The sequence below is a fragment of the Myxococcota bacterium genome (genome assembly GCA_035498015.1).
Lineage (GTDB): Bacteria > Myxococcota_A > UBA9160 > SZUA-336 > SZUA-336 > VGRW01.
On sequence record DATKAO010000027.1, the window covers coordinates 1 to 6,282 of the forward strand.

6 protein-coding genes are annotated in these 6,282 nt (G+C 71.7%); 4 read left to right on the forward strand and 2 right to left on the reverse strand.

Annotated elements, in window-relative coordinates:
• Positions 1 to 94: 94 nt before the first annotated feature.
• Positions 95 to 520 (reverse strand): GFA family protein, encoded by a 426-nt coding sequence (locus VMR86_02190; GenBank protein HTO05841.1) that lies wholly within the window; start codon positions 518 to 520, stop codon positions 95 to 97.
• 26 nt (positions 521 to 546) lie between these two features.
• Positions 547 to 2,466 (reverse strand): MFS transporter, encoded by a 1,920-nt coding sequence (locus tag VMR86_02195; protein HTO05842.1) that lies wholly within the window; start codon positions 2,464 to 2,466, stop codon positions 547 to 549.
• A 62-nt stretch (positions 2,467 to 2,528) separates the two neighbouring features.
• On the opposite strand from VMR86_02195, the gene VMR86_02200 reads away from it, so the two are divergent.
• The 4 genes from VMR86_02200 to VMR86_02215 form a co-directional block, all read left to right on the forward strand.
• On the forward strand, positions 2,529 to 3,611 hold the full coding sequence (locus tag VMR86_02200; protein HTO05843.1) for a hypothetical protein: 1,083 nt from the start codon (positions 2,529 to 2,531) through the stop codon (positions 3,609 to 3,611).
• Entirely contained in the window at positions 3,608 to 5,089 is a 1,482-nt protein-coding gene (locus VMR86_02205; GenBank protein ID HTO05844.1) for a hypothetical protein, read from the forward strand. The genes VMR86_02200 and VMR86_02205 overlap by 4 nt, the downstream gene beginning before the upstream one ends.
• A gap of 45 nt (positions 5,090 to 5,134) precedes the next feature.
• Complete coding sequence (locus VMR86_02210; GenBank protein HTO05845.1) at positions 5,135 to 6,082, forward strand: DmsE family decaheme c-type cytochrome; 948 nt, start codon at positions 5,135 to 5,137, stop codon at positions 6,080 to 6,082.
• Positions 6,083 to 6,091: 9 nt separating this feature from the next.
• A partial coding sequence (locus VMR86_02215; GenBank protein HTO05846.1) for a hypothetical protein occupies positions 6,092 to 6,282 on the forward strand: 191 nt, incomplete at its 3' end.

The window sequence follows — 6,282 nt, forward strand, 5'->3', positions numbered from 1 at the left end:
GACGGCGATGCCGCGCAGCGCGAAGCGCACGCTGCGCAGCCGGCCGGTGAAGGTCAGTGACTCCGCTCTCTCTTGCAAGGCGACTCCTCTCGGGTCAGCCCTGCGCGGCCGCCCACTTCGGCTCGTAACCCGGGACCCAGCGCCCGAACTTCGGCAGTGAGTCCGCGATCTCCCACCACGGCGCCTTCGAGCCCACGAACTGGTGCAGCGCGGGGCGCACGCCCGGGTCGTCGTCGAGCATGCCGGCGGGAACGATCACCAGCGTGCCCGCGAACAGCGCGAGCGGCGCCTTCGAGCCGCATACGCGGCAGAACGCGCGCGTGCCGTCGGGCGGGTAGCGGTAGTGCTGCACCAGGTCCTCGCCGGCCACGAAGCGGAAGTCACTCGGCCGCACGACCGCCACGGTGCCGAAAGCCGAGCCGGTCTCCTTCCGGCAGGTCGAGCAGTGACAGTGCCGGAGAAGAGAGACGCGCTCCGCCTCGATGCGGATGCCGCCACAGAGACAGCTGCCGCGAACCATGTCGGTGCCCTCCGCGGCCATGATAGCTAGCTCGTGGTGGCTTGCGGCCGACTTTGCAGCGGCGCGGGCGGCTCGAGCTCGGCCAGCGCGGCCACCCGGCGCGCCAGGTCGTCGGCCCGCACCCGCTCGGGCGGCACCGGCTCGCCGATCGCCAAGTCGATGCGCGACCAGAAGCGCCGGAACGGCCGGCGCATGGCGTGCCCGTGCTTGCGGCTGAAGAAGCTGCCCCAGAGACCGCGCAAGCCGATCGGCACCACGGGCACGGGCGTGCGCGCCACGATCCGCTCCACACCGGGCCGGAACGGGCTCATGCGGCCGTCGCCGGTGAGTCGTCCCTCGGGGAAGATGCACACCACGTGGTTGTGCCCGAGCTCCTCCGCGATGCGGTCGAAGGCGGCGTCGAGTGTCTCTGCGTTCTCTCGCGCGCTCGCGATCGGAATCACCTTGGCGTCGCGGAACACGAAGCCCAGCCCCGGGATGGCGAGAAAGTCCTGGTGCATGACGAAGCGGGCCGGCCGCTTGCAGACACTCGCGATGAACAGCCAGTCGATGAAGGTCACGTGGTTCGCGACCAGCAGCGCGGGGCCTCTCTGGGGAATGTTCTCGCGCCCCGTATAGTGCAGGCGGTAGAGCACGTTCGCGAGGATCCAGGCCACGAAGCGGAACAGGAACTCCGGGATCACGCCGTACACGTAGATCGCGACCAGAGCGTTCTGCACGCCCAGCACGAACAGGATCCACGGGACCGAGACTCCGAGCTTCAAGAGCGCCGTGGTCTCGAGCGCCGACGCCACCATGAAGGCCGCGCCCAGGATGTTGCTGCCGGCGATCACGCGCGAGCGCCGGCTCGGGTCCGAGCGCTGCTGCACGAGCGCGTAGAGCGGCACCACGAACACGCCGCTCGAAGCCGCGATCAGGAGCAAGTCGAGCGCGATGCGCACGCCGTGCGGCGCAGCGAGCACGTCGCGCAGGACGCGCAGCTCGCCCCCGGCAGTCACGGGGTGGGGGCTGGCGAAGAACAGGTCGAGCACGAACAAGCTCATGCCGATCGAGCCCAGGGGCACGAGCCCGAGCTCGACGCGCCGACCCGAGAGTCTCTCGCAGGCGAGTGACCCGACGCCGATCCCCACGCAGAACAGCGCCAGGAAGAAGGTGATCACGCCCTCGCCACCGCCGAGCACGTCGCGCGTGTAGGTCGGGAGCAGCGACAGGAACGCCGCGCCGAAGAACCAGAACCACGAGATCGCCAGCACCGACAGGAACACGGCACGGTTCGCGCGCGTGATCGCGAGCGTCTCGGCGAGCGGGGCGAACGGATTGCGCGCGATGCGCAGGCCCGGGCTCTCCGCCGGCACCACGGGCACCGCCAGGCTCGCGAGCCAGCCGCAGGCCGCGAGTGAGACCACGCAGGCCGCGACCCAGCCCGGCCCCGAGTCACCGAGCCCGAGCAGCAGTCCCCCGCAGATGGTCCCGAGCAGGATCGCCAGCGAGGTGCCGGTCTCGACCAGCGCGTTGCCGGTCACCAGGTCGTCCTCGTCCAGGAGCTGCGGCAGCACGCCGTACTTCACCGGTCCGAAGAACGCCGCCTGGAGACCCGTCAGGAACAGCGCGCACAGCATGAGCGCGCCGCTCTCCAGCCAGATCGCCCCGGCCGCGAACGCCATGGTCGGTATCTCGAACGCCTTCACCCAGCGCAGCAACCGGTGCTTGGGGAGCTTGTCCGCGAGCTGGCCGGCCGTGGCGGAGAAGAGGAAGAAGGGGAGCGTGAACACCCCGCCGGAGAGCGTCACGACCTGCTCGGACGGCAGCCCGAGCACGCTCACCGCGCGGAAGGTCGTGAACACCACGAGCGCGTTCCGGAACAGGTTGTCGTTGAACGCACCGAGAAACTGGGCCCAGAAGAAGGCGCCGAAACGCCGCGCGCCGAGCAGGGTGAGTGCCGACATCGGCCGGGAGTGTTCCCCCCTGCCCCGGCGGCCGCCAGCGCTTCGCTATGATCCGCGCGCGCATGGCGCCCGAAGCCCTACTGCTCCTCGCCGCGATCTGCGTTCCGCTGACTCTCTATTGGGATTTCTCCTGGGAGTCGACCATCGGCGTGGACCGCTTCTTCGGCCCGCCGCACGCGGCCAACTATCTCGCGGTCGCCGCGGCCGCGCTGGCGGCGATCGCCATGGCGCGGGTCACCACGGCCGCCGGCGTGGGCGGCGTGGCGCTCGGCCGCGCGCGCGCGCCGCTCGGCGCGTGGGTCGTGCTCTGGGGCGCCGGAGCGTTCGTGGCGGCGATGCTCTTCGACCGCTGGTGGCAGGCGAGTTACGGGCTCGCCGCCGGCCTCTGGCACCCGCCGCAGATCGGGAAGGCCGTGGCCTACTTCGCCGTCGTGGCCGGCGCGTGGATCGCGCTGGTCGCGCGCCAGACGTCGGCGGGCACGGCGCTCGCGGCCGCGTTGGCAGCGGGGGCGCTCCTGGCGCTGATCTCGGTCGTGACCACCGCCCAGAGCTTCGCGAACCGGCAACACTCTTCGGTGTTCTACGAGCTCGGCTGCGCCAGCTACCCGATCGTGCTCGTGGCGCACGGCGTGGCGGGCAGGCTGCGCGCGCCCGCCAGCGCGGCCTCCGCCGCGTACATGAGTCTGGTCGCGCTCGTGGTCTGGGTGCTGCCGCGCTTCGCAGCGACGCCCCAGGCGGGCCCGGTGTACAACACTCTCGATCACATGCTCGCGCCGCCGTTCCCGCTGCTCTTGATCGTGCCCGCGTTCGCGCTCGACCTCTTGCTGCGCCGCCCCGGGCGCGGGCGCGGCGACTTCGCCTTCACCGCGCTCGAGTGCGCTGCCGCGTTCACGGCGCTGTTCGTCGCGACCCAGTGGTTCTTCTCCGGATTCCTCTTGTCTCCCGCGGCGGACCAGCCGCTGTTCGCGGGCGGCGGACGCCAGTGGCCGTTCTTCCTGCGCATCGACCCCGGCGCGCGCACGGCGTTCTGGGACTTCATGTCTCCGGACCTCGACCTGGCCAGCGCGGGCAGTGCGCTGTGTCTCGCGTTCGCGGCCTCGGCCACGGGCCTGTGGCTGGGCCGCGCCATGCGGGGCGCGCGGTGAAGTCACTGGCCGCGGCGCTCTCGTGTCTCGCGCTCGCCGCGACGGCCTCGGCGCACGTCGGCAGCCCCAACGTGTTCTTCGAGGGCCGCGCGGGCGTGCACCCGGTGCGGGTCGTGATCCGGCCGCCGCAGACCTTCCCGGGTCTGGCGCAGGCCGACATCCGGATCGCCGACGCCGACGTGAGCGCGGTGTCGGTGCAGCCCGCGTTCCTCGACGCCGGCTCCGACGCCCTCCCGCCACCCTCGCCCGCCGAACGCGTGGCCGGTGACTCGCAGCTGTGGAACGCCAGCTTCTGGCTGCTGCGGCGCGGCTCGTACGGAGTCGAGGTGAGCTTGGAGAGCGCGCGCGGCGGCGGGCGCGTGGCGGTGCCGCTGCAAGCGGCGGCGCTGGCCAAGCCCGTGATGCCGCCCGCACTGGGAGTCACTCTGCTCGCGCTGGGAGTCCTGCTCGCGGGCGCGGCGGTCTGGATCGCGGCGGCTGCGGCGCGGAACTCGGGTCGGGCGCGCCTGGCCGCGGTCGCCGCGGCCGGAGTCTGTTGCGCCGCGGCGTACGGAGGCAACTGGCGCTGGCAGCAGATGGACCGCGACTTCGCCAACGCGCTCACCAAGCCGCTGCCCGTTGGCGCCGCCGTGCGCAGCGCCGACTCCGCGAACGTCCTTGAGCTCACGCCCACGCGCGAGGCACCGGCCAGTGCCGCCTGGGACACGCTGGTCACCGACCACGGCAAGCTCATGCACCTGTTCCTGGTGCGCGAGCCCGAGTTCGACGCGTTCGCGCACCTGCACCCGGTGCGCCGCGACCCGCGCAGCTTCGAAGGCATGCTGCCGCCCCTGCCCGGCGGCACCTACCAGCTGTACGCGGAAGTGACCCACGAGGACGGCTCGAGCGAGACTCTCGTGAGTCAGGTCAACCTGCCGCCGCCGGTCGGCCTGGCCGCGCAGGCAGCCGCGCTGCCGGGCGGGGTGATCTGTCTGTCGTCCACGACGCTGGCCACCAGCGCCGCCGCGCCGACCGCGCTCGACTTCGACGACTCCTGGCACACGGGCATCTCGGACCCGGCACGCGGCCGCAGCACGGCGCTGATGGGCGGCGGGCGCATGGAGTTCCTGACCGACGGCGAGCTCGTGGCCGACCGCGACACCTCGCTGCGCTTCGGCGCGTTCGGCCCCGACGGCGCGCCGCTCGCGATCGAGCCCTACATGGGCATGCAGGGCCACGCCGTGCTGCGCCGCCGCGACGGCGCGGTGTTCACTCATCTGCACCCCGCGGGCTCGATGTCGATGGCCGCGGCCGAGATGCTGGCGAAACGCGACGGAACGGTGTCGCCCATGCCGCTCGCCTCGGGTGCTCGGCCCGGGGAGGTCGAGTTCCCGTACGCGTTCCCGCAGCCCGGCGAGTACCGCATGTGGGTGCAGGTGCGCGCGGGCGGCCGGGTCCTGACCGGCGTGTTCGACGTGGTCGTGCGCGAGCGCAGCTAGAAAATCGAAACCAGTCGCCATCTGGCGCCGTAGCACTGCACCGGGATGGGATTGCTGCGCCCCCTGCTTCTGATCTCCGCCTGCGTGCTCCTGGCCGCGTGCGCTCGGCCCGGCGACGAGGTCAGAGACCGGCCCGGACCCGAAGTCGCCTACGTCGGCGACGCGCTGTGCCGGAGCTGTCACAGCGTCGAGGCCACGCACTGGGACCGGACGGTCCACGCGCGTGCGTTCAAGGCCAACCCGCGCACCGACCTCGAGAAGCACACTTGCGAGGCGTGTCATGGGCCGGGCGGCAATCACGTCGCGAACCCCGTCTCGGCCACGATCGTCGCGTTCACGCAAGGCTCGACGCAGGCGCCCGAGGCCATGAACGCGATGTGCATGGAGTGCCACCGCGGCGGAGCCACGCTGTACTGGATCGGCTCCACGCACGAGCTGCGCGGGCTGGCCTGCAGCGACTGTCACAACCCGATGGCGCAGACCTCGGGCCAGTCACTGCTGCGCGAGAAGAACGCCAACGAGACCTGCTTCAGCTGTCACCCCGCGCAGCGCGCGGATTTCCAGAAGCGCTCCCACATGCCGCTGCTCGAGGGCAAGATCTCGTGCGTCGACTGCCACAACCCGCACGGCTCGGTCAGCGCGCCGCTGCTCAAGGCCGACGACGTGAACTCGCTGTGCACCGGCTGTCATGCCGAAAAGCGCGGCCCCTTCCTCTGGGAGCACGCGCCGGTGCGCGAGAGCTGCCTGAACTGCCACAAGCCCCACGGCTCGAATCACGAGCGGCTGCTGACCACCGCCCTGCCCTTCCTGTGCCAGGAGTGTCACTCGCCGATCGACAACCCGAACTTCGGCCACCCGTCGGGGCTCGTGACCTCGGAGAACATGGCGAAGGGCTCCGCGCCCGACGACCGGCTGATGAACCGCGGCTGCCTCAACTGTCACTCGCAGATCCACGGGTCGAACAGCCCGTCGGGTCCGCGGTTCCACCGCTAGGAGGCCGGCATGGGCGTGGCGCGTCTCGCACTGCTGCTGCTGTTCGGCGCCGCAGCCTTGCCCGCCGCCGCGGACCCGCCGCGCGACTCACTCCACCCCGGCAACGCCGAGGTCTGGGAAGACCCCGACCCGCAGGGCCTGTCACTCCTGACTCCCTACCGGCGGCGCACGCCGACCGGCATCATCTACCCGTATCCGCC

Excerpts from the sequence above, each read along its gene's own strand:
- VMR86_02190 (HTO05841.1), bottom strand. The coding sequence starts at position 520 with ATGGTTCGCGGCAGCTGTCTCTGTGGCGGCATCCGCATCGAGGCGGAG.
- VMR86_02195 (HTO05842.1), bottom strand. The coding sequence starts at position 2,466 with ATGTCGGCACTCACCCTGCTCGGCGCGCGGCGTTTCGGCGCCTTCTTC.
- VMR86_02200 (HTO05843.1), top strand. The coding sequence starts at position 2,529 with ATGGCGCCCGAAGCCCTACTGCTCCTCGCCGCGATCTGCGTTCCGCTG.
- VMR86_02210 (HTO05845.1), top strand. The coding sequence starts at position 5,135 with ATGGGATTGCTGCGCCCCCTGCTTCTGATCTCCGCCTGCGTGCTCCTG.